Here is a 25756-nt window from a genome sequence, read left to right as displayed (position 1 = left end):
CCGTTGTCACGCTCTCCGACGACAGCACTGCTCTCACCGTGCCGGCTTCCGTCACGGTTGTCGCCGGTGGTAAAACTGGCACGTTCACGGCAACCGCCGGAACAGTCTCCACCAGTACGGCGGTCACTGTGACCGCGACGGCGAACGGGACCTCCAAGACGGCGTCGGTCACTGTGACCGCGGCACCGGTACAGATCAGTGCGCTGACTTGCAGCCCCGCCTCTGTGTCATCCGGCGGTACGACAACGTGTAGTGTCACTTTGAATCAGAAAGCGCCCTCCGGAGGCAGTGTGGTTTCTCTCTCGGGTGACAACGTAAGTCTAACCGTCCCCCCGTCCGTGAGGGTTGCTACGGGTGACACTAATGGAACGTTCAGCGCCACGGCCGGAACGATTGCCAGTGCTCAGGCAACCCTAGTGACAGCAACGCTGAACGGGGGGGGCAAAACCGCCTCGATCAGCCTGATACCTCCGGTGACGCTGACATCGCTCATATGCCCGAGCGCGCTGTCTTCCGGAGCCACCGGAACCTGCACGATCACACTGAGTTCTGCCACCGCGGCCAACCTCTCTGTTGCAATTGCGGACAATAGTAAGTTCAAGTCATTGACCGTGCCGTCTTCTGTTTCTGTGCCCGTGTCGAACTCCACGGCAACATTCACTGCAACAGCCGGCACAATTAGCGCGGTACAGACAGTGACCATCACGGCGACGCTGAATGGCGTCTCACAGACGGCCTCCCTCTCGCTGACCGATGAAGCTAAGACCTGTCCCTGTTCTGTGTGGGATTCCAACTCAGTGTCTGCAGTCGACTCGCCTACAAGCACGCCGATCCAACTGGGCATGAAGTTCCGCAGTAAAGTTTCAGGCTATGTTCTGGGTGTTCGCTTCTACAAGGAAGCGAACAATGTCGGAACCCATATCGGCAGGCTCTGGACCAAGGGTGGAACGCTTCTCGCCAGCGTTAGTTTCAACAATGAGACTGCTTCGGGTTGGCAACAGGCCAACTTCGCCACACCGGTCGCCATCACAGCCGACACCACGTACATAATCTCCTACACAAACCCGGCCGGGTCTTACTCCAGCACCAGCAGATACTTCCAGTCTTCTGCCGTGACAAATGGCCCCCTCACTGCGCTCAAGAACGGGTACGACGGCGTCAACGGCGTCTACGGATACAGCACCACAACGGTCCCGATCAGTACGTTGAAGTCTGACAATTTCTGGGTGGACGTGGTCTTCAATACTGTGGCCTCCACAACCCAGACCGCGATACCTGCCAGTATCAGTACAGCACCGACCACGCCGTCCACGGTACAGCGTGCCGCTGTATCGACGGAATCAGGAACTGCATCTTCAACAGCCGAAGTTCGATCTCTGTCCTGCGAACCGAAGTCCGTCCAGGCCGGTGATTTCTTCACCTGCCAACTTCGATTGGACGGTAACGGCGAAGTCCCTAACATTTCTGTGGTTGCCAGCAGTAGCTACGTCCGTGTGCCATTCGCTGTCCAAGCCCGCGCACAGCAGCGCCTCCTCACGTTCCACGGGAGCGTTGACAGAGCCGCGCCTGAATCCTCGTTCTCCGTGAGCGTGGGAGACGACAGTAATCTGATTGAGGATCAGATCACGGTGCTACCCTCCCTTACTCCTGTACTCAGTCTGCCAGGAACTCAAATTGTCAAGGTAGGGCAGCCGATCAGCTTCCAGGTTTCGGCTCAGGACCCGACGGGCCTCCCCATTCAGATCTCCGCTGCTAAGCTTCCGCCTGGTGCGACTTTGCTGGGGGATTCGGGCCGTCTGGAGTGGTCTCCTGTCCCTGGTCAGCAGGGTGACTACATCCTGTCCTTTTCAGCAGTGAACTCCAGCGGCGCTTCCTCAGACGGGCAGGTTCGCATTGTCGTCGACTCAGGCAAGCCCACACTCGCCAAGGTCGCTCGGACCAAATGCAGCCCGGGCGCCGTTGCCACACTTGAAGGCAGATGGCTCAGCCTAGCCGGTGAAGAGTTTGCCGATCCGACCGGATCGTCTCTGAGACTGGGCGGCACCAGGGTGAAGGTCAACGACGGACTTGTCCCCGTGCTGTTTGCCAGCCCGACGCAAGTCGATTTCCTCTGCCCCAGCACGATGCCCGGAACCGATCTTGGAATTACGCTGGAGACACCGTCCGGCACAACCGTGCCAGTACAGACAACGATGCTCGCTGCAAGTCCTCAACTCTTGCGAGCCCAGAATCTGAACCGCGGACAGGCGCTCGTTACCGTCTCAGGGACGGACCGCGTCGCGATGGTCCGGAACCACCACGGCATAGGCGAGCCCGCACAACTCGACGATTTGGTCTCGTTTCGCGCCACAGGGCTCGGAATCACTGACTCCTTCGCAGGGGTCATCGCAGTAAGGGTGGGTGACGTCGATGCTCAAGTTGAATCCGTGGTCCCGGCCCTGGACGCCGCAGGAGTCTTCCTGATTCACGTGAGAATTCCAGCCGCGGCGCCCCTCGGCGACGAGGTCCCGGTTCGTCTGGAGCTCATCTCGTCCGATGGACGACGCCACTCCAGCAACACTGCCACGCTCGCGATTGAATAGGCTACCTACTGCCCAATACATCGCCTGGGCCAAATGTGGGTTGCAGTTGCAGGCTCAGAAGAAGGTTGGATGTGAGGAGATCTTCCGTGAAAAGACGCTGGGCGCAACCCGACAGCGCCTCGGTTTCAACACATAATCGAGCAGGTCGAGTCGGCGATGTCATCACCGCCATCAGCGCGGGCCCCTCCGCGCCCATAGCGGGCACCACCGATCGTCGGTGTCCTGTGAATTTCGTCCCCGCACTTTAAGGGGAGAGCCCTATGGAGTGAAGCGCCGGAAGTGCCGAACTATTGATTGAGACAAGGCAGCGCTACTGGTACCACGAATGCGTACCAGCTTATAAAGGTTCATTTCGATTAGAAGAGTATAATATGAGTAGAAACACAGCAGCCGTCATAGCTATCAGCGTATTCTTGTTGGCCCCTGCTGCTTCAAGCCAAACTCAAGTAGCAAATGCCTGTGATCTCAATGGTGACGGGGTAGTCGACAGATCCGATGTTGCTCTGGCAATTAGCATGAGTGTCGGCTCCGTGAAGCCCTGCACAGCCAATATCTTGGGTGCCGGAATCTGCGACGTCAAAGTCGTACGGCGGGTGACAAATGCAATGACCGGTCCGTGCGTGACATCTACCATCCCTGTGTCAATTACTTTAGGACCGGACACGGCGACGTTGCGAGAGAGCCAGACGCTGCAATTCACTGCGACGGTGATCAACAGCACAAACACAGCCGTAGCATGGTCAATCAATCCGGCAGTGGGGAGCATCTCTGCGACAGGACTCTACACCGCACCAGCAAGTATCGTCTTTCAGCAGACGGTGACGGTGACCGCGACGAGCATCGCAGATGAAACCAAGTCAGCGAGCCGATCGGTGACACTAAGTCCCCCAGTATCGATTACTTTGGCCCCGGTGACGGTGACGCTGCTGGCCGGCCAAACGCAACAGTTCATTGCGACGGTGAGCAATAGCACAAACATAGCCGTAACGTGGTCAATCAATCCGGCGGTGGGGAGTATCTCTGCGACGGGACTCTACACCGCACCAGCAAGTGTTGTCGCTCAACAGGCCTTGACCGTGACGGCGACGAGTGTGGCGGATGGAACCAAGTCGGCGAGCCAATCGGTGCTACTAATGCCCCCAGCATCGACTGCCCTGAGCTCGCCGCAGAGCGCTCTTTACATGCCAACGGGCCAGACACGGTGTGTGGCGTCGGCAACGAATGCAACGCCAATCGTTATTTCAACAGCGGGCTGCGACAATACATCGCTCGCTGCGGCCACGCCCGCGCTAGTTGCGCACGGCTGGACGAATGGCACAATCATTGTTCTGGCTGGGGTGGAAGGCAACACGGCCGCGAATGGCACTCGAGTGGCGACCAACGTGACCGAGACGACGACGGAACTGTATGACTTGGCTGGTGCTCCAGTGGCGGGTAACGGCGAATTCCTGCGGTACACGGGTGGACAGGGCACCAGCTACCCGGAAGCGGCGGCGGGTTCGCTGGTGACGTTGAAAGATCACCCGCGCGTGTGGCTGGACGGCCCGGATGGTGTGCTGACTGCGACGCTCTGCACTAGCGGGGCAGCTTGCAAGGCGGTTTCGAGCAATCCGGCCTACGCAGCAATGAAGACGAGTGTGGACACATACGTCATGCCGAGGTCGAGTTCCGCTACTGATCAGGCGTTGATCTCACAGATGCAGAACGGCGACTTTGGCTACCTCGGCGGGGCCGCGTTGATGTATCAAAGCACGGGGACCGCTTCCTATCGGGACTGGGTGATCGGGGCGCTCAACAACATCGACAAATGGACAAAGGGATTTGGGTGCCTGGAATCCATCTCCGGCTGCGGCGATTCCATCACGCTCGACTACGCCTCGAAGTACCTGTGGAATATCGCGCAAGCGTACTCCATTGTGCGCGGCTCCATGTCCATCGGGGAGCGTACAGCGTTCGCCAACAAGATACTCAACGACGTGGACACGTCCTGCACGCAACGGTTCTATGCGGGAACCGGAACAATCGCCTATACACTCTACGGGACGACACTCACGGGAACGGGTACGCTCTGGCTGACCAACCCTGACACGACACAGCGCATCGCGGCGGGGGATTCGATTCTGTGGACAAACGGCTGTGACAGCGGGTATTGCAGCGGCATGACGGCCATTGTTGCGTCCGTGGCGTCGGACACTTCACTGACCATCCAGAACTATCCCACGGGTGGATATCTCGCGGAGACGGTGACAACTGGCAAGTTCTGGATCGGTAAGGCTTTCACGACGGGAAATTGCGGGCTGGTGAATTTCATCAACCACTCTGGCTTCTCACCCCTGTCGAGTGGCAAGACACATGGCACTCAATATGTTAATGGGGTTCCAGGCGCATTTGGTGGATCTTCTGTCTACAGCCGGGACGAGTCCACACGATCTGAACTCTACAACCAACACATCACCAAGGGACTCGGTTTCCTCGCCATTTCGCTCGCACTCGCCGATGACGACCCACGCGCACAGGCAATGCTGCAACGGATGGTCTTCTGGTGGAAGGACTACTGGCATCCACTCCAGCGCCAATGGTCCACGGGAGCAATGCAGATCACGGCGAAGTATCACGCAACTCGCGTTCAGCCCTTCACGGCTGACTTCGCCATACAACTCCGCAACAGCTTCGCTGAACCGAGCATGGACTTCACGGGTGGGACATGGCTAAAGACTCCGCTCTCGCTCTGGGTGTATGGCTACAATCGTGCTGCCAATGCGGGCACGCGATGGGGTGCGGCGGCTCCCGTGACCATGACCCCCGACCACTGGAAGGGAGGGCTAAGCTCCGCGTACCTGCAGCCCGACGCTGATGAATCAAAGTCGTGGCGCTACATTCTCCAGAACTGGGCGGGGAACTACGGTCCTGGCGCGGCTCAGTTCTCGTACAGCAACATGCTCGGCTACCCAGACAACTACCTCTACACCGATCCAACGGCGATGGCGGCAGATCCGAACGCGATCCTCCCACTGGCTCGTAATCTGACCATCTCGGATACCGGGACATTGGGTGAAGGCACAGGGCTGGTGCTATCGCGCACGGGCTGGCTGGCCGATTCCAGCATCTTCGAGATCCACGCTTTAAGTAATCTTAAATTCTCCAATCTCTGGCCAGTCTCTTATGCGGGCAATCCAGCCAGCTACAAGGTTTTCAAGCGGTATTACCTGTTAGCCGAAGATTACGGTAAGGGCATTCAGCCTACTTTTTCCGCCTATTCAGCGCCAAACGAGCAGAGCAACTATATGCGGATCGGGCCATACGGCACAACCTCTCCTTCGCTGCTACAGCGGGCGAACTTCAAATCGCAGATCCAGTACGTCAAGACCCCAAGGTTCTGGAACGATCCGGGCAATGCCGCCACCTATGCGATGGTGGATTACGCTGGAGCGTATCAACCATCGGCGCAGATCACGTTCGCGCATCGTCATTACGCTCACTTCAAGAAGCCAGGGAAGAGCGAATACGTGATTGTCGCGGATGCAGTGAGAACATCGGCGCCGCAAAACAAGGTCACGTTCCTGCACTACCCCAATAACGGACAGTCGGGGGTCTTTGAGAACGGCACGACGCCGTGGCCGGATAATCCAACCGAGGGAAACACTGCTTTTACGGCGGGCTCGGATACAATCGTGTCCGACTCGCCTTCGTCCCGGATTCTCACGAAAGTGTTGAAGCCTGGAGGCGCAAACTCTCTGCGAGTCTATACGGACAATCTCGACGGTTCCTATATTGGAGCGGTTGATCCGGCCAAGGGCCCATTGGGCGGCGCTGGCCAAACCTTCAGGGTGTCTATTTGTGCATCGGCGGATGGGGTTAGCTGTGATCCGAACAACTTGAAGACCAACGTTCTGGTGGCACACCGCGTTGTGGACGGCAATGCTGAGACCGAGAATCCGATAACACTACTCCCACAAGTGGATCCCAACTTCATCGGCGCACAGGTCATAGATGGTGATAACTCGAAGGTGGCTGTCTTCCCGGCAGAAGACACATTGAGCAGTCTTAGTAGATTCTTGACCACACATGATGGGAGCGCTCAATATATGGTGAGCGGATTGGCCGCCGGCAATTGGCAGATCTCCAAGGACGGAGTGGTGATTGTCAATCAAATCGCGGTGGACGCAAGTGGGGTCTTGTATTGGGAAGGGACATCAGGGTCTTTTGTTCTTTCAAGGCAATGACAGGGCCCTTTGGCAGTCGCACCGAAGCAGGTGAAAACTACGGCGCGTTCGGGGCCTGAGCACCGCCAAGGCCGTGTCTCAACACTCCTGTGCGTGCTGTAGCTATCTATCCAGAATGATCATCCCGGGTCGGTGGCGCCATCTTCTTGACGACTCGCGCCGGGTTCCCCATGGCTACGCTGTAAGGCGGGACGTTGGAGACCACCACGCTGCCGACACCGATAATGGCAAACTCGCCGATGGTGACGCCCTTCATAATGGAGCTGCCCCGGCCCACCCAGGCGTGGCGGCAGATCTTCACCGGCTGCACGTCATCCTGCGCGACGGCCTCGCCGCGCAGCCGGGCGGCGGCGTCCAGCGGGTGGGCGTCGTTGTCGGTGACATAGCAGCCGCCGGCCAGCGCCGCGCCCTCTTCCATCTCAATCCGCCGCGCCACCTGCATCACCACCTGGTGGCCGATAAAGACCTTGTCGCCGAGAATGATCTCCGGGTCGTCGAAAGACCGGCCGGCGCGGACGCTGAAATGGCCCGAAATATTGACGTCATCGCCGAGAACCAACTTCACACGGCCGGAGATTCGGGGGATCTGCTCCAGATAGAGGCGGCTGCCCACCTGGGCACACTGGCTTTTGAACATCGGACTGCGGTAGGCCACCGACAACAGCCGCCGCCAAAGTTCGGGGGCCAGCATCCGCCCGTGGTACAGCGCGCTCCAGAGTGGGCGGGTGAAGCCCGGCACGGGCATCTCAAAGACAGAGGCAGCCAGCACCAGCCGTTTCAGGCGGGCGAAGAAAGGCGTTTCCGCCTTCCTCACCTTCAGAATAAAGCCCGATAATCCGCCCGCCACGCCTCAGCCCGCCCTCTCCGCCAGCCGTTGCGCCAGCACGCCGCGATCCACCTTGCCGTTCGCGTTCAGAGGCATCTCTTCGACGAAGTGGATGGCTGATGGCACCATGTAATCGGCCAGAGAGCCGCGGCATGTCTGTTTCAAAGCGGCCAAGTCCAGACCGGCTCCTGAGACAAAGGCGACAATGCCCTGGGCGGTGCCTTCGGAGATGGGCCAGCCCATGGCAACAGCCTGCACGACGCGGGCATCTTTTTGCAGAGCTGCCTCGATTTCGCCCAACTCCACCCGGAAGCCGAGCACCTTCACCTGATGGTCCGTCCGGCCAAGACACGCGTACTCGCCGTTCTCCAATTGAATGGCGCGGTCGCCGGTGCGGTAGTAGCGCTCGCCGGGAATCGGGCCGTGATCCAGACGGACGAAGCGCTCGGCCGTCTTGGCTTCGTCGTTCCAATAGCCGGGCGAGGTCTGCGCGCCGCACAGACAGAGTTCGCCGTCACTGCCGGGCGGAACGGCGTTCAATTGGTCGTCGAGCAGTACGGCGGTCAGGCCGGGGAATGGCGCGCCGATGGACACCATATCGTTGACGCACAGCGCCGGTGACGAAACGGGGTCCCAGCGATGCACGCAGCAGGCGATGGTCAGCTCCGTGGGCCCGTACAGATTCTCGACGATGGAGTCGGGCGCCGCCTCCTGCCAAGCCTCGGCGCTGGCCCGCGGCAGCGGCTCGCCGCAAAACAGGCTCCACCTGAGCGTGGGCAGCGCGCCGGGCAGCAGGGTCTTGCGCTTGCGCATCTGGGCCACGACGCTGGGCACGGAGAACCAGACCGTCAGCTCGTTGCGTTGAATGTAGCGGGCCGGCGCCAGCAGCTCCACCGGCGACATGGCAAAGAGCGAGGCGCCATTCTCCCAACAGAGAAACTGGTCATGCACGGAGAGGTCGAAGGTCTGGTCGAAGGTCTGGGAGAACCGGTCTTCCGGCACGATACCGTAACGATCCGATGCCCAGTCGAGATAGGCGCAGACGTTGGCGTGGGTGATAGGGACGCCCTTGGGCAAGCCGGTGCTGCCGGAGGTAAAGAGCAGGTAGGCGACACTGGCGGGCCGCAGCGGCGGCAACTCCTCCAGGCGGGGCGCCGTGGCCAGCCAGGCTTCGTCGTCCTCCTCCGGACGCAGGATCAGCGGTGTTTCGGTCAGGCCCTCCAGGACCGCGCCCAGTTGCTGCGTGCCCAACTTGTCGCAAAGGATCGCGTCCAGGCCTGCCAAGGCGATCATGCGCCGCGTTCGATCAGCCGGAAATCTGGGATTGAGTGGGACAAACGCCGCGCCGCTGTATAGGGAAGCGATGGTGCCGGTGTAGGAAACGGCGCTTCGGGAGCCGAAGAGGCCGACTCGCTGTGCCGGCCTCCCGAGCCGGTCTGTGATGACTCTGGCCCAGCGCCGGGCCGTGTCGTCCATCTGGCCGTAGGTGATGGTTGCCCCGTGGGCCACCAGAGCGGCCCGTTCCGGTTGGCTGGCGGCGACGGCGGAAAAACCCTGTCCAAGATCCTGGCGAGATGTCATGAGCGAAATCAGGCTCCCTTGACCTTTGCTACCAGCGCCGTGAGACTCTCCAAGGTCACTGCCTCGATGAACTCGTCATCGGGCAGGGCGATCTCAAATTTCTCTTCCAGTTCGGTCAACAACTGCATGGCGTGTACAGAGGGCACGCCCAGATCCTGGTAGAGATTGGCGGCCGGGCCGAAATCGGCTGCCAGCCCGGTGATGCCGCAGATCAACTGGCGGACTTGTTCCATGACTTCCATATCGTCGTTCTCCTCAATTTCAGAGCACATCGGCGTAGAGCGAATCCACCGGCGCGGCCTCCGACGTCCACAGCGTGAGGTAGGTGTGCAGGAGACGGGGCGAGCGCCGGAAGCCGGCGGCCTTCAGATCGGCCGGGTCCACATAGCCGAGAAGCGGCACGGTCGCCAGGCGGGCGCGCTGTGAGGCGCTGCGCAAAAACGTCTTCAGAAATGGGCCGCGTTGTTCGGATGCGAGTCCAGCCCAATGCACCTCGTCGAGAAACAGGCACGGGGTGCGGGCCTCGTCGGTGGAGGATACGACGTAACCGCTGAGCAGTGCGCCGCTGGCGGGATCAAAGTAAGCCAGGGCGCCGAAGCGGTCGCGGCACTGCCAGAGGGCCTCCTGGGGGCTCCACAGGCGAGCAATGGGGAGGCGTGAGGACAGGCGCTCGGCGTGGTCCACCAGTGCGGCGGCAGCCTGCGCGGCGTCCACTTCAGGCAGCGGATCGCCCGGCTGATTGCCGATATAAGCCATCAGATAGGGGACGCTTAAAACCGGTTGAGTGGTGTAGCCGGCCTGGCGCGCCGCGGTGGTGATCACATGGTTGGAAACGTTGCCATCCACGCAATAGTGCAGTGTGCCCTCAAAGCCGGCCTCGCGCGCGCGGCGCAGGCACTCAACCCAGATTTTGACGCCCAGGCCGCGCCCCTTGCAGGCGGGCGAGACAGTGAACAGCGTCAGCAATGCAAAGCGCCTGGTCTGTCCGGCGATGCGGAGCGTCCGCGGAAAGGCGCAGACAAAGGCGATGGGGCGGCCATTGTCCAGAATTACCGGCGCGAGGGCGGGTGTCATGCCGGGGTATTGCAGATACGAGCGGAGAAACTCAGGGCTATAGTCCAGACCCTGTCCCTGATTCTGGTTCCACGAGGCGGTCATCAACTGGCTGAGAGCGGCGTAGTCACCCGAAAAATCGTGAAACTGAAGTGGGGTGGATTCCATGCGCGTGGGGCAATCCTCCAGACTGAGGATCCTCACCAGTATAGCCGGGACGGGTGGTGGCCCGGATTTGGTGGGATCGTCCGCGCGGCCGAAGCCGCCGCCCTCACGCCGCCGCCGGGGCCAACCAGCCCACCACTCGCCGGATCTGAGGCCGCAACGCAGCGGGAGCCTTCTCCAGCGCCGTCAGCAACCTCCTGCCGTCCTCGGCGTCCAGCACCTTCAACAGCCGCAGCGCCACCAGGAATGTCACCGTGCCCGCCGCCACCCCCAGCAGCAGGCCGGGCCATGGGGCGAATGACTGGGCAACGGTGTGGGCCGCCACATACAGCATCGCCGTCGCGACGGCGATGCGGGCCATGTAGGGCCAATCGAGCCGCAACCGGCCCTGGCTCAGAATGAAGCCCCAGATGCCAAGGGCGGCCGCCAGTTGTCCGCTGCTGTTGCCGACGGCCGCGCCCAGCGCGCCCCAGTGCGGAATCAACAGCCAGTCCATCGCGAGCTTCACCACGCCGGCGGCGCACGTCCAAGTAATGATGGAGCGCTGCTGCTCCCGCGCTTCCAGATAGTTCTGCGCCAGCATGAAGATCGAGGCCGGCACGGCGGCCATTGTGGCCAGGGCCAGCACCGGGATGGCTTCCATGTAGCGGCTGCCGTACAGCGCCGGCACCAGAGCCACGCTCACCGCCGACATGCCCCACAGCAACGGCATCCCGGCCAGCAGCAGGTAGCGTAACGCCAGGCGCAGCAGGCCGGATAGCTTCTCGGGATCGCGCCCGAACTGGGCCATCAGGCTGGCCCCGGCCGCCACGCTGAAAATGCGCGGCACCAGAATCGCCTTTTCACTGAGATTCTGCGCCAGTGAAAAGAAGGTGAGCTGGCGCATATCCGGGCTGAGCGCCCGCAGCAGCAACAGATCCGACCGGCTCCAGACCAGCACGTTCAGCAGCATGATTGCCAGGCTGCGGATGGAGAACGAGTGCAGCCGTTCGCGGAGCTCCGCCGGCAGCGGCTCCTGCGGAAACGCGGCCAGCCAGCGCCGCGCCGGAATCAGGCGCATGAACAGCTCCACCCACTTGTAGATCAGCACCCCGGCGCTGACGCCCAGTAGATCCCAGCCCCGCCACAAGCTGACCCACACGGCAATGGTGTACAACGTCTGGCTGATCAGTGTGGCCGGTACGTTGGCGCGCATGTTCTCGGCCGCCTGATTAGCCTGCGCGGGAATCATCAGTACCATTGAGGGCAGCAGGCTGGCCGCTACCAGCAGCCCGATAGTCTCATAGCCCCGGTCGGAGAACTTCCAGGCCGCCAGCATCGCCGCGACCGTGAAGCCCAGCGCCGAAATCACCTGTGCCCGGAACGTGTATTGGAAAACCGCCCGCGCCTCACCGGGCCGGCCCTTGCCCAACCGCTCGGCCATGTACTTGCGCGTAGCCGCCGGCGCCCCCATGGAGCCCAACAGGCTGCTCATATTGGCGACCCACACCATCAGTCCGTAGTAGCCCAGCCGCTCCGGTCCGATGACGCGCGCCAGGGGAATGGAAGTGGCCAGCGCCACGAAAACTTCCAACACCACTTCGATGCCGTACCAGAAAGAGTTGCGGGCGATGAGTTTAGTATTTGAGGCTGTGGGGGGGGACATCCTGCTCCAGCGCGGCGGCCGGTGTCACCCGGCGGGTTTCTCCATTGTGGCTGAGGCGGTTCCCCGGCGGCAAGCGAAAGCGAATCAGAACCCGGGCCGCCATCCACGCTATCCTAAAATCCTGGATTCGCGTCTTCATTTCACAACCACTATGAGCACTAAGCATTTCGACTCGCTGATTGAGAAGATCGGCAACAAGACCGCCCACGTTGGCGTGGTGGGCCTGGGCTATGTCGGCCTGCCACTCGCCGTCGAGTTCGCCAAGGTGGGGTTTACCGTCACCGGTATCGATGTCTCCGAGAACAAGGTCAACCAAATCAACCAAGGCATCAGCTATATCCAGGACGTGCCAACCGAAGAGGTCGCCGCGCTCGTCAAGGCGGGCCGCCTGAAGGCGACCACCGATTTCGCCGCTGTCAGCGGCATGGACACCATCAACATCGCGGTCCCCACGCCGCTGCGCAAGACCAAGGACCCGGACATGAGTTTCGTGGTCTCTGCGTCCCAGTCCATCGCCGAACACGCCCGGCCCGGCTTGCTGATTATCCTGGAATCCACCACCTATCCCGGCACCACCGACGAGTTGATTCAGCCCATGATCGAGGCCAAGGGGTTGAAGGTTGGCGAGGATATCTTCCTCTGCTTCTCACCCGAGCGCGTCGACCCCGGCAATCCCAACTTCCAAACCCACAACATCCCCAAAGTAGTCGGCGGCATCACCGCCGCCTGCACTAAGGCCGGCGCCACCCTCTATCAGCAGGCGCTCGAAACCGTGGTGCCGGTCAGCTCCACACGCGTCGCCGAAATGGTGAAGCTGTTGGAAAACACATTCCGCATGATCAACATCGGCATGGTGAACGAGCTCGCCATGATGTGCGAACGCATCAACATCAATGTCTGGGAGGTCATCGACGCCGCCGCCACCAAGCCCTTCGGTTTCATGCCTTTCTATCCCGGCCCCGGCCTCGGCGGCCACTGCATCCCTATCGATCCGTTCTATCTTTCCTGGAAGACCAAGCAGGCCGGCATCGAAGCGCGCTTTATTGAGCTCGCCGGCTATATCAACGGCTCCATGCCGCACTTCGTCGTCGACAAGGTGCAGAACGCGCTCAATGAGCAGTGCAAGCCGCTGAAGGGCTCCAATGTCCATATCCTCGGCGTCGCCTACAAGCGCGACATCGACGATGTGCGCGAATCCCCGGCGCTCGATATCATGCACCTGCTGACGCGGCGCGGCGCCGTGGTTACCTACTCCGATCCCTATATCCCCTCGATCGACGTCGAGGGCGTCAAGCACCAGAGCTTGCCTATCGATGCCGCCGTCGCCTCCTCCGATTGCGTCGTCATCATCACCGATCACAAGCAAGTGGATTACGCCTCGGTGGTGGAGCACGCCCGCCTGATTGTCGATACGCGCAATGCGCTGAAGAAATTCTCCGATCCGAAGATCTTCCGGCTTTAGCAATGTCCGCCTCGGACACTCGCACGGTCCTGCTGATTAGTTACCTATTTCCGCCCTCGGGCGGGGTCGGGGTGCAGCGCGCCCTGGCCTACGCCCGTTATCTGCCCGCCTGCGGCTGCCGGCTCCATGTCCTGACCGCCAGCAACGCCGCGCCGCCCGTACGTGATGAGGCGCTGGTGAAGATGATCCCGCCCGGAACGCCCGTCCACGGCGCCTTCACGCCGGAGGTGCCCTATGGGTGGCGCGATTGGATCTGGAAGCGGCTGGCAAAGCCCGCCCCGGGCAGCGCAGGAACTAAGACTCAAACGCGGGCCACTGAATGCGCCGCCGCCACGGTGACGACTGAGATATCAGATACCCATGAGACGAGTAACAAAATTGCTCCGAGCGGCGCTGTAGGCCCAGCAATGGCACATTGTGCTGATGTGGCTCCACCCGCACCGCCCAGCGGCTGGAAGCACCGCGCCGTCTCCGCCGTCAAGCGCCTGTTCTCGCCGGACCCCCAGGTGGTCTGGCGGCCGTTCGCCCTGCGCAAGGCAGCCCAGTTGGTGCGCCGCCACGGCATCGATACCATTCTGGTGACAGTGCCCCCGTTTTCCGCCCTGCGCATCGGCGTCGATCTCAAGCGCCAATTCCCCCATCTCACTTTGATCAGTGACTTCCGCGATCAATGGGTCGGCTACTACCTCGCCCAATTGGACAACTCCGCCGACGACGCTTTCCGCCGCCAATTGGCCCTCAGCGAAGAGCGGCTCGCCGTCGAGTCCTCCGACTACGTCGTGACTGTGACACCGGAATGGACCCGAGCCCTTATCAACCGCTATCCCGAACTGCCGCCCGCGAAGTTTCTCACCGTGCCGAATGGCTACGATCCCGAGATGTTCCGCCACTTTCGGCCGCGGCCGCACGGCACAGGCCGCATGGTGGTCACCTACATGGGCAGCGTCTACACCAATCCGGTCTATTCGCCCCAAGCTTGGCTGGATGCCGTCGATAGCCTCCAGGAAGAGGTGCGCGGGCAGGTGGAGACGCGCTTCATCGGCCGCGTCGCCCGCGAGGCCGAACCGATGCTGAGAAACCGCCGCGCCGAGGTGCGCCTCTACGGGTTCCTGCCCCAGCACCAGGGCTTCGCGCTGTTGGAGGAGACCGATTATCTGCTGCTGTTGATCGGTGAGAAGACCGTCCATTCCGGCAAGCTGTTCGAGTATCTGGCCACCGGGAAACCGGTGCTGGCCGTCACGCCGCCGGATGGCGAGGTGGCCCGCGTGATCGCCGAGACCGGCGGCGGCAGAGTGGCTTCCGCCGAGGATCCGGAGGCGTTGCGGGCCATGATTCTGGAGGCCTGGACGCATTGGCGCGCCGGCAAAGTCAACTCCGGTTTCGCGCCTAACGCCGCCGCCATCGAGGCCTATGCCCGGCCCAACACGGTGGCGCTGCTGGCCCGCCTCACCGGCATCACGCGGGGCGCGGCATGAACGGCGAGCCGCTGCGGATCGTCCAGGTGGTCGAGACGCTCGATGTCGGCGGGTTGGAGCGGCTGGCAGTCGATCTGGCAAGCGCTCAGAAACAGGCCGGCCATCTACCCGCCATCTTTTGCGTCTTCCATCCCGGCGCGCTGGCCGCCCAGGCGGAAGCAGCCGGAGTGCCAGTGATCGCGTTTCACAAGAAGAAGGGCTTCACCTGGTCCAACATCCGCGCTATGGCGGCGGAACTGCGTCGGCTGCGCGCCGATGTGGTCCATACCCACAACTCGGTCATCCATCACTACGGCCTGCTGGCGGCGTGGCGTGCTGGCGTGCGCGTTACCGTCAACACGCGGCACGGTCTCGGAGTGCTGCACTCGGCCCGGCGCCAGGACTACTATTTCCGGGCCACCATGCCGTGGACTGACCGCGTCGTGACGGTCAGCGAGGACGGCCGCGAGTTCTTCGTCCGTCATCGTGGCGTTCCGCAGGATATCTGCCAGGTGATCTACAACGGCGTTCCCCTGGCGCGCTTCCTCGCGCAACCCGCCACGCCCGGCGCTTTTCGGCCCAGGCTGCGCTTTGGCACCGTGGGCCGCATGGTGCCCGCCAAGGCGCACGATGTTCTCATCCGTGCCTTTGCCCAGGTTCTGCAGCACTACCCGCAGGCGGAACTGCACATCGCCGGAGACGGAACGCTGGCTGCGGCGAATGCCGCCCTGGTGGAGCAACTCCAACTGAGGCAAAGCGTCCATCTGCCCGGCATCACCTCCGATCCTCCTTCGTTTTTGAAGGATCTCGACGTCTTCGTGCTCTCGTCCATCAGCGAGGGCATGCCGATTGTCGTCCAGGAAGCCATGGCCGCCAGCCTGCCCATTGTCAGCACGCGCATCGGCGGCGTTCCGGAGATGGCGCCCGAAGGCAGCGTCGCTTTTTATGCCGAACCGGGTGACGCCGGCAGTCTGGCTGCCGCGATGAGGCAAGCCGCCGCCAGCCCGGACCTCTCTGCCATGGGCGAGGCAGCGCGCCGGATCGCCTGCGAGCGATTCGGCATAGAGAAGACTCAATTGGAGTACGAGGCGCTGTTTCGCCGCCTGTTGGCCCGCTGAGCGGCGCGTTACCTCATGTTGCGGGCTGGCGCTTGGCCTGGCCGGTGGCGCGTTCCTTCAGCTTTAAGAATTGCTTCTCTACCAGGTAGTAGCTGGCCGCGCTCACCGCGAAGGTGAGCACCATGTTCCAAGGCAAGGTCAGGCCCAGGTGCTCGGGTTCGTAGTCCAGGAACAACTCCTGCCACAGATACAACGAGTAGCTGATGACGCCCACCCACCGGAAAATCGACCAGTTGAGCAGATCGCCAAACCAATCCTCCGGATAGCGGATGCAGCGGTCGAGCAGCAGGAGAATTCCGAAATTGGCCAGTGTCTGGCCCGGTACGTAGTAGATCCACGGATGGATCTTGTGGCCCAGCGCGGCGATCAGCATCAGCGCGGGCGGAATCAGCAGATACCAGCGGGCGTGAATGAGCCGCGTGTACCACGTCAGTTCGCCTAGCCGGTTATAAAAGAACGCCAGCGCGCAGCCGCAGGCCAGGGCATCGCAGACGGCCTCGAAATGACGGCTGACCGCGGTGGGACCGGCGCCGAAGCCAAACCACATCACGGCGCGAATCAGCGGCGCCACGGCCACCGCAGCCAGGACGAATTTCCACGCGCGCACCGGCGCGGCCAGCAGCAGCACGGCCGGCCAAAGCAGATAGAACTGCTCCTCCACCGAGAGCGACCACAGATGGTTCAAAACCCAGCCCCGGGTCATGTGATAGTTCATCGTGTAGGTGAGCGCGTGGAGGACGTCGCCGGGTTCCAGTGTGATCATACCTCGCGCTTCCAACACAACCACCACCCCCACGTACACCAAGAACGCGGGGAAGATTCGCAGCGACCGCCGGATGTAGAAGTTCTTCAGAGAGACGCCGCCGGACTTGTCCCACTCCTTCAGCAGCAGCGTGGTGATCAGAAATCCGGAAATCAGGAAGAAGGCCTTCACGCCTAGGTTGCCGAAGTGGCCCAGCAGTTGATAGGCCTTCGGATGGCTGAGTTTCGAGACGGAGTGGCCCAGAATCACCAGTAGGATACTGATGGCGCGCAGCCCATCGAGCGAGGGAATCCGACTAGGCAGTTTCGCGGCCCACTGTCCGGAGAGGTTGGGTGTCATCATAGCCAATGCAGGCGCACAGCCAGATAGATCAGGACGATACTGGATGCCATGCTGATCAGGGTGTATTTCACCCATGGCACTTTGATCGCAGCCACCGGCGAGCCTTCTTTGCCCCTTTCCATCAGGAACACGGCCAGTCCGAGGCCCAGCAGCACATACGGCGTGATCACGTAGGTACGGGATAGAAACAGGCCGGTAGCCAGAAACAGGATGATCGAATTGCGGATCGTCTTGACTGCGCGCAAGGTGTCCGTATTGGCGGGCACGCCGGCCGGCACCAGTCTCAACACGCTCTGCAGCTGCCAAAGCGTCAGCACAAATAATCCCACGAAGAAAAAGTAGCCGATCAGGCCCAACTCCGTAAAGCACAGCAACAGCGTGTTGTGAGCGGTCAGGTAGGTGTAATCGCGGATGGAACCGAAACCGACGCCGCGGAACGGGAAGGACATAAAGGCGAATAGCGCGTCAGACCAGATATCCATGCGCCCGCCGCCGCTGCCGGATGAGACCGAGATGGCCCGCCCGCCTCCAAATCCCAAAAAGGTCACCAGTCCCACCACGATAGCGCCGCCCAAGACGGGGCCGCCTATCCCCAGGCGGTCTTTCAGCGCAAACGCCAGCAACAGAAAGATACCCAGCAGAGCGCCGCGCGAAGCTGTGATGTAGATGCCATAGGACATGATCACCAGCGGGACAAATATCAGAAGCAGATTCCGGAACGGAGAACGGGGCCTCCAGATGGCGCCCAACAGCGCGATGGACAGCGTCAGGTGCTGAGCGAAGTCATTGGGATCGGCCAGAAAACCGGGGCCGCAGGCGCGATAGAAGACCTCGCGTTCTTCCATGCCCTCGCTCTGTTCCGTGAACTGCTCCATTGTGTAGGTTTCGCGGTCGATGCCGTAGTGGAAGGCCATCACCGCGCGAATGGCCAGGTAGACTGACACCGCTACCATCGCGCCGCTGAACAGGCGGAATCGCGGCAGAGTGGTCACATTCGCCAGCACCATCAGAAACGCCACGGCCGGGAAAATCATCTTCATGAACGTCGGCGCCAAGCCGCCCACCCAGCCATGCAGCGCCGGGCTGATCGTGGTCCACCCGCAAAAAAACAGCAGCAGGATGATCTGTGGCTCGGTGAACGACAGGCGGCTTCCCAGGAAGCCCACCACGGTGACCAAACACCCCAATACAATTAACGCCGGCATGAAGCCATACTGCGCCAGCCACGGAATTGTGGCCGCGGGCGAAAGGTAGAGCAGAACAATAACTGCAGTTGTGATGATGAAGCCCATGGAGGGGGGAAACGCCGCTTTTCTATGATAGTTGAACAGCCTGCCAGGTGGATGCTGTCATCCGGAATACCGGAGCACCGGCGGCCCTGTCAGGTCTTCCGCCGCAGCCGGATCTCCCGCCGACGGGCCATGCCAAACACTGCTGCCCGACGTCGTGACGTAGATCATGCCAGGGCTGTGCGGGTCCGGAATCACCCGGTTGGCCGCCTGGAAATTGAAACCGCGGATTCTCGCCCAATTACCTCCGCCGTCGTCTGATCGCCAGATGGACGATTCATAGCCCGCCGCGTACACAACATCCGGTCGGGTGTCGTCCACCGTCACGCTATAGACATGCTGGCACTTGCTCAATACGTTCCGCCAAGTCAGGCCGCCGTCGGAGGAACTCCACACGCCCCCGTCGTTCTTCCGGAGATCGTAGGGCTTCGCCCGCCCCCAAGCAGACAGATACAGCCGGTTTGGTGTCCTTGGGTCGATGGCGATGCCCGTCGGTCCGTTGAATCCCGCCGGCAGCGCAATCCTCTGCCAACTCCCACCCTGGTCCTTGGATCGGAACACCATGCCGTCGTCATCGCCGCCGAATTTGTCGTCAATGGATCTGCGATAAAGCACGACATAGAGCGTGCCGTCCTTGTCCATTGCCAGACGCCAGGCCCGGTTCTCGCCCGGCGGAAGTCCCTGATTGACCGAGGTCCAGGACTCTCCGTTATCGGTGGACCGGTAGACGCCGCGCCCAAATCCGGTCACGTAGACCGTCCGCTGTCCGGGCCGGCTTTTCGGGTCCACCAGCAGATGTGTTACCGCCATCTGAGGAAGGCCCACGCTGCTGGCCCGCCAGCTCCATCCGCCGTCGTCGCTCGTCACCACTCCGCCCTTCAACCCGCCGGTTCCGCGGCTGAAGACGCTATATTGCGGCAGTTCGTGATTCCGACTCACCGCCGCCCACATCCGCCCTTTCACTGAGGGATCGAACTCCATCCAGTAGGCGGTGTTCCACCACTCCTGCGGTACGCCGTTCTTCGTCGTGCTGCGCCAGCTCCCCCCGCTGTTCTCGCTCATCAGCAGGCCGATGTCGAAGCAGGAGAGGAAGATCCTCTGTTTGTCGAACGGATCGAAGTGCACTCCGGAACAAGCTGTCACGTCCAGGCCGGTGCTGGTGTGCGAGCCATCCTCCAGACGCTTGCTGTAGACACCCTTCCAGCTCTTGCCGCCGTCCACTGACCGCATCAGCCGGCCGTAATCGGTGCCCAACACGACGCCGCTCCCGCCTGGAGCAATCGTCATGCTCAACGGATTCTCGCCCCACTCCGCGCCAAACCGCTCCGTGATCCACGGGTCTTCTACATTAGCCGCCAGCTTCTGGTTGTTCTCCTTCCAGACAAGCCGCCACGTCTGGCCGGAGTCAGTCGATTTGCCGACACCCAGAAACAAAGAGCGCGCATCCCCGGCGGTGCTCAGACGCGACAGCGAGACATAGGCAACACCCGAATCATCTGCCGCCACGGCCGTCACCTGGGGCCAAGCGTCAGGCTGTGAACGCTCCGTGAGCAGGTTATTCAGCCCCAGCGACCACGTCCGCCCCAGATCGCGAGTCACGATCAGCCCGCCAAACGGCCGCCCTTGCGCGTCTTTTTGATAATCGGCGGTCACGTACAGCACCGGCGGTCCTCCTCCGGGCGGAAAGGCGCAGGCGGAGCTGGTGACCCACTCTCCCGCCTTGGCCGGCTCCGTCAGCCTCAGCTTGCCGTCTTCGTAGATCGCCAGAGGCGCCGGGCCGTGCACCACAAGAAACAGCCTGCGGTTGCCGCGCGTGCTATTGCGGTCCAGGTATATCGCCTGCGCCCGTACCGGCAGCGTCGCCAGCGCTCTCCAGCTCTTTCCCCCGTTGGCCGTCGCAGTCAGGATGCGGCCATCGGTGATGAAGATCGTCTCCGCGTCCTGCGGGTCAATCACCATCGTTGTCGCCCCGCCCGCCGTGCCCTTGGCCAGAACCAGACTCAGGCTAGGTCCGTAGTCGCTGTACTGCAAGCCACGCACCTGGGCGGGGTCCGGATAGAAGAGAGACCATGTCACGCCCTGGTCGAGGCTCTCATAGAGGCCAACCCGGTTGCTGATGAGCAGCCGCCGCGGATTCACCGGATGAAAGGCCATCCAGAACGCCTTGGTCCGTAGCTGGATCGAGCGCCAGGACTGCCCGCCATCCCGGCTCAGAAACACACCGCCCATGTCGGTGCAGACCATCATTAGCTTTGGATCGTGCGGGCTGACAACGGGAAAGAACATCGCCCCGCCGCCGCCAGGTCCGAGAATCCGCCACTGATCCAGCCTCGACGCCGCAGCATTCTCCGCCGCGCTCACCTTGCCGCCGGGGCGCGGCCCGCCGGAACTTTGCGCTCGCGGCGCGCCCTGGCAGCAGACCAGCGCTGGAGAGGCCGCCAACGGAATGAGAAAGTTCCGCCTGGTTGTTGTCATAAGCTCTATCCGCGTTTGTGCTGAGACGTTTCCACCTCAGAACTGGAAGTAGATGAACTGCACATCTTTATCGTCGAAGATCAGAAACAATAGCAGCGCGCCGGCGTAGATCATGGGCCGGGCCAAGGCGATGTTCCAGACCGGCCAGGGCGCCGCGGCGCCCTGCGGCACCAGCCGCCGCCGCAACTGCTTGCAAAGCCACGGCTCCAGCATGCAGAACAGCGATACCAACGCAACGGTCAGGTAGAAATTCAAGCTGTAGGAGACATGGAACCGGAACGAAAAGAGCATGGACTTCAGCAGCGTCACCGTCTGGCCCAGGGAACTGGACCGGAACGGAACCCAGGCCAGCATCGCACCCGCCAGGATGAACACACGCCAGAACCAGCCCCAGGCGGCCGATTTCGCCCACTGCGGGTAACGCGTCTCAGTCACGTGTTCCCACATCCGGTACAGTGCGAGATACACGCCGTGGAACAGGCCCCACAGCATAAAACCCCACCCCGCCCCGTGCCACAACCCGACCAAGGCCATAATCCCCAACAAGCTCAAGTACAGCGGCCCCTGCGCGCCCTTGTACTTTGCATTCACCGGGAAGAACAGATAGTCGCGAATCCAGCGTGACAGCGTCATGTGCCAGCGACCCCAGAAATCAGGCGGACTGGCTGCGTGATACGGGAACCGGAAGTTCTCCGGCAGTACGATGCCCACCAGCCGGGATGCGCCGATCGCCATGTTCGAATAGGATGCGAAATCGAAGTAAATCTGCAGGCCGAACCCCACTGTCAGAGCCCAATTGTCCAGCGTCGAGTTGGCCGCCGCGGCCTGCGGTAGAAAGCCCTCGCTGACCCATCCGGCCAGGTTGTTCGCAATCAGGTTCTTCTGCACCAGTCCCCACAACAGCCGGTCGCAGCCCTCTACCAACAGCAACGTGCTGAAAGGCTTCGGCTTTTCAATCTGCGGGAAAAACTCGCGGACGCGTACAATCGGTCCGGCGATCATGTGCGGCCAGAATGTCACAAACAGGGCTAGATCCTGGAACCGCGCATCACGCACCCTGCCCTGGCGCGTGTCGATCAGATAGCTCACCGCCTCAAAGGCGTAAAACGAGATGCCCAACGGGAGCGCGAGCTGGAGCGTCGTGTGGATCGGCGCCGCCCCCAACGCCGCCAGCATCATGCTCATGTTAACCAGCGCGAAGTCGCGGTATTTGAAGAATGCCAGCACCGCCAACACGGCCGCGATACCCACAGTCAGCCAGAACGATTTGTCTTTCTCTGTCGACGCGCCAATCATACGCCGTGCCACCAGCCACGACATCCCGATCAGCGCGTAGGGAATGGCCGCGTACGTGACGCTCCAACTGGCATAGAAAGCGGCGCTCACGGCCAGCAGGTACCACTTGCGCCAAGCCACCGGAAGATTCCAGAACAGAACAGTCACCGGAATCAGTAGGACCAGGTAGGAATAGGAGTTGAACTGCATTTCGCGTTACGGGAGGCTCAGCGCCTTTTCCACGGCCGGTTGTAGTGTGGCCGCAAATAATTCATGCCCGCGGCGGCCCATGTGCAGTGGGTCTGGCGCGTTGTAATACGAGCCCCAGTATTGCTCAGGAATCGCCGCTTCAAAATCATACAGGCTCAGGTGGAAGCGCTCGGCCAGTTCCGTGACGTAGCCGCGATAGGAGAGCTTGTCTTCCTCCGAGCTGAACAGGAGGACCCGCGGGTTCACCGGCGCCAGAAACAGAACCAGCTTCACGTTCTGAGACTGGCACAAAGTCGCAATGCGCTCCAGGCAACTCCGGTTCCGCGACAGCCGTGAACCGGCAATCGAGCGTGCCGTGCTCGGCTTCAACTGCAAAACGTAGAGCCGTAGCCGGTAGAGCACATCTAGAAACTCTTCCTTCTGGATATGGCGCGCCGCCATCAAGTTGGAGTGCTTGGCGGCGTCGCGGAACTGGCGCTCCAGGCGGGCGCCAAGAACCACCGGCCCCTCCTGGGCTCCGGTCCCGCCTGCTGATTCCGCCGCCTTCTGCGCGAAACGATCCAGCGTCGAGCGGAACTCGTCGGCGTACAGCGCGCCCGATGCCGCTTCTTCCTCCGCTGCGGCGTGCATCGCCGGGTTGGCCAGCAGATCAGTCAGCCCTTCGCGGATGCCGCCCATGCGGAATGCCTGGTAGTTGATCTGCAGCACCAGCACGTCCGGCTTCAACTCCGGACGGCCGAGGAAATAGTGCAGATTGAAAAGCACTTCCTCGTACGTCAGCCCGCCTGCCGCCAACCGGTAGCAGAGCGGAGCGCCCGCCTTTTCCGACAGGCTGTCGTACAGAGTATCAAAATAGGTCTTTTCCACCGGTCCGGGGCGCGCTTCCCCTGGGGCCAGGCTCATGGTCATCATCTGCGAGTTGCCCGCGAATACCACGCGCCGGCGGCCCGTCTGCGGCCCCCAGAAACGGGACAGGGTCTCGTAACTTTGCCGCGCCAGTTCGCCCGATGTCGTCTCATGCCGCTGCGGATCGCGCAGCAGCGTCTTGACCTGCGTCCACTCCGGCGCGGCGCCTACTAGGTGGTCCAGCGCGAAGTTCACTGCCGCAAACGGCCTGGCCCACAGCAGTCCCGCCAGCGCCATGGCTGTCAACGGCAGCAACACGCCGGCGGCGCGCCCAGGACTCATCGAGCCTTGCCCACCCTCCCCACCGTGTCCACAATCCAGTCCACGTTTTCAAAATCGTCAGGCTGCAATTGCGCCGCCGGAATAGCGATGTTCAGGCGTTCTTCCAGTTGCCCGATCAGCTTCAGAATCGACAGTGAGTCGATCAGCCCCGATGAGATCAGCGCCTCGTCGTCAGCCACCAACGCGCCCGTCATCGACTGCACAACGGCCCGGGCTGCTTCACGGATAGTAGACTCATCCAGCATGAATTACCTCGTACTCCGATCTCGTTCACGAACTATTGGGGCTGACGGCGCAGCTTCTCGGTCAGAAAACGCTCGCGTGTGTCGCGTCGCGAAATCTTGCCGGCTGTACTCTTCACAATCCAGCGCTCCGGCACCGCTCCCGTATAGCGCGGCGCGATTCCGATGGCGGCCATGATGCCCTGCTGCATCTCTCGCTCCATCCGCTTTGCCGCCGCTGCCCCCCACTCGCCCCGCATCTCCGCCACCACCGCCAGCGCTTCCGTTCCGTTGACTTCGTCAACCACGCCAAACGCCACCACTCGCCCCGGATACACGCCCGGCAACGCGTTGACCACAGCCTCCACGTCTTCCGGAAAGATGTTCTGGCCGCCGACGATCACGATGTCCTTCAGCCGCCCGATCACGTAAAGATGGCCGGCCTCCATAAATCCGTAGTCGCCCGTGGAGTACCAGCCGTCCGCCGAGATCGACGACGTCAGGAACCCCTGCGACCCCCAATAGCCGGAAAACAACGCCTCGCTCCGGATTAGAATCTCGCCCGGTTCGCGTTCCGCGCAGTCGTCGCCGTTCACACCGCGAATCCGCACTTCCATGCTTTCCAAAACGGCGCCGCTGGACACATAGGTTTCGTCGAGCATGTCGAATGCCAGCGGCGGGTAGCTCTTGGCCGCATGCCGCAGCCCACTTCGCGGCGTCTGCCGTGGCTCTTCGCCCATTGGAGTCTGTGTCACGGCAAAGACATTCTCCGCCATCGCGTAGGATGCCTGCGGCGCCGTTCGCCGCACGCCCCAATCGGCGAATGTGTCGGCGAAAGCGTTCATCGAACGCGCCCTCACTGGCTCGGAACAGTTCACAAATCCACGAACGTGCCCCAGCCGGTAAGGCCCGTTCATTCGCCCGCGCTGGCCAGCCAGATAGGAGAACGCGAAATTCGGCAGCCAGCAATAGGTCGCCTGGTAACGGTCCAGGTAGGAGAACAGCAGATCCGGCGCCAGCAGCCAGTCGCTGGCGCTGATCTGCGTGGACGCCGCCCCGTGCCACAGCGGAAACCAGAGACACGCAATCAGCCCCATGTCGTGATACATCGGCAGCCAGGAGGCTACTCCATCGGAGCTGTCGAACCCCAACGCATCGCGCAGCCGGTCCATCTGCGATGCCATCATCGGAGCTGTCACGACTACCGCTTTTTGCGCGCCCGTCGTCCCGCCCGAAAACTGCAGGAACAGGGAATCAGATGGCGGCTGCGTATCCAGCCCCGCCTTCACACCGTCCCCGGCACTCTCCAGCGGCAGCGGAATCTCGTACGCCCGCTCCAGAGCTTCGCAGCCTGGCACCGTGCATGCCGTGGCCGGAAACGGCAGGCCCGCCGCCAGATTGCTCACCAGCCTGGGCAGCGTGATCAGTTGCTGCGCCGGCAGGTTGCGTAATTGATGCAGGAGGTTGCGCTGATACTTCGCCGGGTCCATGCGGCTCGTCGGCCACGGGAGAATCGCCGGCAGCCAACCTTCCAGCACCAAGCCTAAATGCAGAAGAAACAGCTCCAGGGAGTGCGGCAGCAGCAACAGCACCACCCCCGGCTTGTCCACCACGGCATAACGCCGGGCCGCGGCGCGCGCCTGTTCCAGGATCATTCCGCCCGTAAACTCAACGGGCTTCTCCAAGTCCGGTGACAATACTATCCGCAGAAGAACCTTGTGGAGGTTCTTCTCCAGCCGGCTGATCAGTTCAGCGCGAAAAGTCACTGCCTCCATAAACCTCCCCATCCCCCTGCAAAACCCACGGCCACACTCCCGGCTGAGTGGGCATAAAGACAGGCTTATCCGCCCGGCAATGCTTGATTTTAGCATTGGAGGCCCGGCT

19 protein-coding genes are annotated in these 25756 nt (G+C 61.8%); 5 read left to right on the top strand and 14 right to left on the bottom strand.

Annotated elements, in window-relative coordinates; genetic code table 11:
• On the bottom strand, window positions 1-259 hold a 259-nt coding region (locus tag VGM51_03975; protein ID HEY3412200.1), incomplete at its 3' end, for a hypothetical protein.
• Between the two features lie 144 nt (window positions 260-403).
• Window positions 404-793, bottom strand: a complete 390-nt coding sequence (locus VGM51_03970) for a hypothetical protein (protein ID HEY3412199.1) — start codon at window positions 791-793, stop codon at window positions 404-406.
• Window positions 794-797: 4 nt separating this feature from the next.
• Between VGM51_03970 and VGM51_03965 the strand changes: the two genes are divergently transcribed.
• The gene (locus tag VGM51_03965) at window positions 798-2582 is read left to right on the top strand and encodes a DUF4082 domain-containing protein (GenBank protein HEY3412198.1); all 1785 of its coding nucleotides are present in this window, start codon (window positions 798-800) and stop codon (window positions 2580-2582) included.
• Window positions 2583-2953: 371 nt separating this feature from the next.
• Window positions 2954-6805, top strand: coding sequence for an Ig-like domain-containing protein (locus tag VGM51_03960; GenBank protein ID HEY3412197.1), 3852 nt, complete (start codon window positions 2954-2956; stop codon window positions 6803-6805).
• 106 nt (window positions 6806-6911) lie between these two features.
• On the opposite strand, the gene VGM51_03955 is transcribed toward VGM51_03960, so the two are convergent.
• The 5 genes from VGM51_03955 to VGM51_03935 all read right to left on the bottom strand — a co-directional run bounded on the left by VGM51_03955 (window position 6912) and on the right by VGM51_03935 (window position 11991).
• Window positions 6912-7652, bottom strand: a complete 741-nt coding sequence (locus VGM51_03955; GenBank protein HEY3412196.1) for an acyltransferase — start codon at window positions 7650-7652, stop codon at window positions 6912-6914.
• A gap of 3 nt (window positions 7653-7655) precedes the next feature.
• Window positions 7656-9212: an amino acid adenylation domain-containing protein gene (locus tag VGM51_03950; protein HEY3412195.1), complete on the bottom strand. Its 1557-nt coding sequence runs from the start codon at window positions 9210-9212 to the stop codon at window positions 7656-7658.
• 8 nt (window positions 9213-9220) lie between these two features.
• Entirely contained in the window at window positions 9221-9454 is a 234-nt protein-coding gene (locus VGM51_03945) for an acyl carrier protein (GenBank protein ID HEY3412194.1), read from the bottom strand.
• A gap of 19 nt (window positions 9455-9473) precedes the next feature.
• Window positions 9474-10433, bottom strand: coding sequence for a GNAT family N-acetyltransferase (locus VGM51_03940; GenBank protein ID HEY3412193.1), 960 nt, complete (start codon window positions 10431-10433; stop codon window positions 9474-9476).
• 103 nt (window positions 10434-10536) lie between these two features.
• Window positions 10537-11991: a polysaccharide biosynthesis C-terminal domain-containing protein gene (locus VGM51_03935; protein HEY3412192.1), complete on the bottom strand. Its 1455-nt coding sequence runs from the start codon at window positions 11989-11991 to the stop codon at window positions 10537-10539.
• Between the two features lie 235 nt (window positions 11992-12226).
• On the opposite strand from VGM51_03935, the gene VGM51_03930 reads away from it, so the two are divergent.
• From VGM51_03930 to VGM51_03920, 3 genes are all read left to right on the top strand, one after another.
• The gene (locus tag VGM51_03930) at window positions 12227-13537 is read left to right on the top strand and encodes a nucleotide sugar dehydrogenase (GenBank protein HEY3412191.1); all 1311 of its coding nucleotides are present in this window, start codon (window positions 12227-12229) and stop codon (window positions 13535-13537) included.
• Window positions 13538-13608: 71 nt separating this feature from the next.
• Entirely contained in the window at window positions 13609-15012 is a 1404-nt protein-coding gene (locus VGM51_03925) for a glycosyltransferase (GenBank protein ID HEY3412190.1), read from the top strand.
• Window positions 15009-16109: a glycosyltransferase gene (locus tag VGM51_03920; protein HEY3412189.1), complete on the top strand. Its 1101-nt coding sequence runs from the start codon at window positions 15009-15011 to the stop codon at window positions 16107-16109. The genes VGM51_03925 and VGM51_03920 overlap by 4 nt, the downstream gene beginning before the upstream one ends.
• A gap of 13 nt (window positions 16110-16122) precedes the next feature.
• On the opposite strand, the gene VGM51_03915 is transcribed toward VGM51_03920, so the two are convergent.
• The 7 genes from VGM51_03915 to VGM51_03885 are packed head-to-tail and all read right to left on the bottom strand — an operon-like array spanning window position 16123 to window position 25638.
• Entirely contained in the window at window positions 16123-17214 is a 1092-nt protein-coding gene (locus tag VGM51_03915; protein HEY3412188.1) for an acyltransferase, read from the bottom strand.
• Window positions 17211-18506, bottom strand: coding sequence for an O-antigen ligase family protein (locus VGM51_03910; protein ID HEY3412187.1), 1296 nt, complete (start codon window positions 18504-18506; stop codon window positions 17211-17213). Before VGM51_03910 ends, VGM51_03915 begins: the two co-directional genes overlap by 4 nt.
• A gap of 57 nt (window positions 18507-18563) precedes the next feature.
• Window positions 18564-20978, bottom strand: coding sequence for a hypothetical protein (locus VGM51_03905; protein ID HEY3412186.1), 2415 nt, complete (start codon window positions 20976-20978; stop codon window positions 18564-18566).
• 36 nt (window positions 20979-21014) lie between these two features.
• The gene (locus VGM51_03900; GenBank protein HEY3412185.1) at window positions 21015-22463 is read right to left on the bottom strand and encodes an MBOAT family O-acyltransferase; all 1449 of its coding nucleotides are present in this window, start codon (window positions 22461-22463) and stop codon (window positions 21015-21017) included.
• 6 nt (window positions 22464-22469) lie between these two features.
• Window positions 22470-23606, bottom strand: coding sequence for a hypothetical protein (locus VGM51_03895; GenBank protein ID HEY3412184.1), 1137 nt, complete (start codon window positions 23604-23606; stop codon window positions 22470-22472).
• 41 nt (window positions 23607-23647) lie between these two features.
• Window positions 23648-23896: a phosphopantetheine-binding protein gene (locus VGM51_03890; GenBank protein ID HEY3412183.1), complete on the bottom strand. Its 249-nt coding sequence runs from the start codon at window positions 23894-23896 to the stop codon at window positions 23648-23650.
• A gap of 32 nt (window positions 23897-23928) precedes the next feature.
• Window positions 23929-25638 carry an AMP-binding protein gene (locus VGM51_03885; GenBank protein HEY3412182.1) on the bottom strand — a complete coding sequence of 570 codons (1710 nt, stop codon included), beginning with the start codon at window positions 25636-25638 and terminating at the stop codon, window positions 23929-23931.
• Window positions 25639-25756: the final 118 nt, after the last annotated feature.

Source organism: Armatimonadota bacterium (assembly GCA_036504095.1).
Taxonomy (GTDB): Bacteria; Armatimonadota; DTGP01; order JAKQQT01; family JAKQQT01; genus DASXUL01.
The sequence above is the reverse complement of the archived record's forward strand: the minus strand, read 5'-3'. Positions and strand labels throughout refer to the sequence as shown.